This is a genomic window from Mycobacterium ostraviense (assembly GCF_002705925.1).
In the GTDB taxonomy this organism is placed as follows: domain Bacteria; phylum Actinomycetota; class Actinomycetes; order Mycobacteriales; family Mycobacteriaceae; genus Mycobacterium; species Mycobacterium ostraviense.
In genome coordinates, this window is record NZ_NKRE01000182.1 from 1 (window position 1) to 3,585 (window position 3,585).

At 66.2% G+C, this 3,585-nt stretch carries 1 protein-coding gene and 1 pseudogene; both read left to right on the forward strand.

All coding sequences use genetic code 11. The annotated features are described in order from the left end of the window. Nucleotides 1-622, forward strand: a pseudogene (locus CDN38_RS33465) (AMP-binding enzyme); the annotation flags it as partial. Between the two features lie 423 nt (nt 623-1,045). Further along, the coding region (locus tag CDN38_RS28570) for a condensation domain-containing protein (RefSeq protein WP_438502299.1) at nt 1,046-3,585 on the forward strand (2,540 nt) is incomplete at its 3' end.

Genomic DNA, 3,585 nt, shown 5'->3' on the forward strand with positions numbered 1-3,585 from the left:
GAGACAGGGGGTTGGGTATTGGCGGCGGGCGGGGTTGACGTCGTCGCGGTTTGTGGCGTGTCCGTTCGGCGGAGCGGGAGCGCTAGGAATTCGGATGTATCGCAGTGGGGATTTGGCGCGGTGGCGCGCTGATGGGCAGTTGGAGTATGTGGGGCGCGCCGATGAGCAGGTCAAGGTTCACGGGTTCCGCATCGAGCTCGGTGAAGTCCAGACAGCGCTCGCCGAGTCGGCCGGGGTGGAGCAGGCGATGGTGCTCGCCCGCGAGGACCGCCCCGGCGACAAGCGCCTGGTCGGCTATGTCACCGGGACCGTGGACGCGGCCGGAATCCGCGCCCGACTCGGTGAGCGGTTGCCCCAGTACATGGTGCCAGCGGCGGTGATGGTGCTCGACGCACTTCCGTTGACGGTCAACGGCAAACTCGATGTCCGCGCCCTGCCGGCACCCGAGTACCAGGATGGCGGTCATTACCGCGCCCCGGCCGATGCGGTGGAGGAGGTCTTGGCGGCGATTTATGCCCAGGTCTTGGGGCTGGAGCGGGTCGGGGTGGACGACTCGTTCTTCGAGTTGGGTGGGGACAGTATTTTGTCGATGCGGGTGGTGTCGCGAGCGCGTGCGGCGGGGGTGGTGTGTCGGCCGCGGGATATTTTCGTGGAGCAGACGGTGGCGGGGTTGGCGCGGGTCGTTCGTGCCGCCGGACGCGGCGGTGGTGATTCGTTCGACGATGGTGTCGGTGAGGTGGTGTCCACGCCGATTATTTCCTGGCTGGCCGATGTGGAGGGCCCGGTCGGGGAGTTTTGTCAGATGGTGGCGGTGTCGTCCCCGGCGGGGGCCACCGAGGCCGATGTGGTGGTGTTGGTTCAGGGTTTGCTGGATCGACATGCCATGTTGCGGTTACGCGTTGATGACGATGGCGCCGGGCACTGGTCGTTGGTGGCGCGGCCACCGGGTTCGGTGGATGCGCACCGGTGCGTGCAGTCGGTGCCGGTGTTGTCCGATGAGGCCTTGGTGGGGGCGCGCTCACGGTTGGATCCGGCGGGCGGAGTGATGCTGAGCGCGCTGTGGGTGACGACGGCGGCCGAGCTGGTGCTGGTGATTCACCATCTGGCCGTTGATGCCGTGTCGGGGCGGATTGTGGTCGATGATCTCAATGCGGCGTGGGATCAATACCGTGCCAGCGGGGTGGTGGCGCTGCCCGTGCGGGGGACCTCGTTTCGCCGTTGGGCGTCGTTGCTGGCGGAACAGGCGCGCTCGCGCACGGTGGTCGATCAGTTGGAGCGGTGGCGGCGCATCGTTGGGGTTGAGGCGGTGCTGCCCAGGACGGACCCCGCGGTGGATACCTGGGCCAGCGCCCGGCACCTGACGGTGTCACTGGATCCCGAGACCACCCGCATGCTGCTTGGTGAGGTCCCGGCGGCGTTTCATGCCGGGGTGCAAGACATTTTGTTGATTGCCTTCGGGTTGGCGTGGGCGAAGATTCTCGGTGGCGGCGCGCTGATCGGCATCGACGTGGAGGGTCATGGGCGTGACGAGGAAGTGGCCCCCAGTGCGGATCTGTCGCAGACGGTGGGGTGGTTCACCACGAAATACCCGGTTTCTTTGAGGCCGGATCGGGTGTCGTGGCCGCAAGTGCTGGCCGGGCACGCGGCGTTGGGGGCGGCGGTCAAGGGCGCCAAAGAGCAGCTTCGCAAGGTTCCCGACGGCTATACCTACGGGTTGCTGCGCTACCTCAACGATGAGGTCGATCTCGACGGCCCCGACCCGCCGATCGGGTTCAATTATCTGGGCCGAGGTGGCGGATCGAGCGATTCTCCGGTGGTCGGGCAGGGCTGGCGGATCCGCGGTCCGGGCCAGTTGTTCACGGATACCGCTCGTGCGGGGTGGCCGATGCCGCTGGCGCATACCGTGGGGGTCAATGCGGTCACCCTCGACACCGATACCGGCCCGCGACTGCAGGCCACCTGGACGTGGGCGCCGTCGAAAATCGATGCCGCACGGGTGGAGCGGCTGAGCCGGCTGTGGTTTGAGGCCCTGACCGGCATCTGCGCGCATGTACGCCAGGGTGGGGGCGGGTTCACCCCCTCCGATTTCGCGCTGACCCGCCTGACCCAGGAGCAGCTGGAGGGCCTGCAACGCGCCTACCCTGTCGCCGACGTGTTGCCGTTGACCCCACTGCAGCAGGGGTTGCTGTTCCATGCCATTGACGGCCGCGAGAGTGTCGCTCATCCCTATGCTGTGCAAATAGCTATCGGCTTGGCCGGCCAGGTTGAGGAACACCGGCTGCGCGAGGCCGTCCAAGCGGTCCTTGCCCGTCATCCCAATCTGGGGGCACGGTTCGCCTTTCAGGGACTGGCAGAGCCGGTGCAGATCATTTTGCGGGATCCGGTGCTGCCGTGGCGGTATATCGAACTTGCCGGAGATGCGGAGGAAGTCGGGGATCGTATCGAACGGGTGTGCGCCGCCGAACGCGTCGCGGTCTACGATCTGGCCCACCAGTCACCGCTGCGTGCGGTGCTGTTCCGGAGCGCGCCTGAACGCTATCGGTTGGTGCTGACCAGCCATCACATCGGGTGCGATGGCTGGTCGGGGCAGGTGCTGCTGCGTGAAATATTCGCCGGTTATAACGGGCACCCATTGCCTGCCCCCGCCCCATACCGCAGCTTTCTTACCTGGCTGGCCGGTCAGGATTGCGAAGCCGCTCACGCGGCGTGGCGTGAGCAGTTGGCCGGCTTTGACGCCCCGACACTGGTCGGTCCGCCGCAAAGGTTCATGCCCGGGCGCCGCGGCGTGGAATCGTTTCGAGTGCCGGTCGAGACCACGCGGGCACTTTGCGAGCTGGCCCGCTCGTGCCACACCACCACCAACATCGTGCTGCAGGGCGCCTTCGCGCAGCTGCTGATGTGGATGACCGGCCACCATGATGTCGCCTTCGGGACCGTGGTCTCGGGTCGACCCATCGAGCTGGCCGGGGTGGAATCGATGGTGGGCCTGTTTGTCAATACGGTGCCGGTGCGGGCGCGCATCACCCCGGCCACCAGCACCGCTGAGTTGCTGGGCCAGCTGCAAACCGCGCACACCAGCACCCTCGAGCACCAGCACCTCGCGCTTAGTGACATTCACCGCATCGCCGGTCAGGAAAGATTGTTCGACACCCTGTTCGTGTACGAGAACTACCCGATCGACACCGACGCGCCGCTGGGCGCCCATAAGTTGGCTATCACCGAGTCCACCATCCGCGAATACACTCACTATCCCCTTACGGTGGTGGCCCTGCCGGGACGCGAACTGGACCTTCGCGTCCAATTCGACACTGACGTTTTCGACGCGGCCAGCATCGAAACGCTCATTGAGCGGTTGCAGCGAGTGTTGGCGGCGATGACCGGCGATGCCACCCGGCCGTTGTCATCCATCGATTTGCTTTATGCGGTTGAGCGTGCTCGGTTGGATGGGTGGGGTAATCGGGCGGTGTTGACCCGGTCGGGGGGTGTGCCGGTGTCGGTTCCGGTGTTGTTTGCTGCGCAGGTGGCTCGGTGTCCGGATGCGGTGGCGGTGCGGTTTGAGGGCCGGTCGATGACGTACCGGGAGCT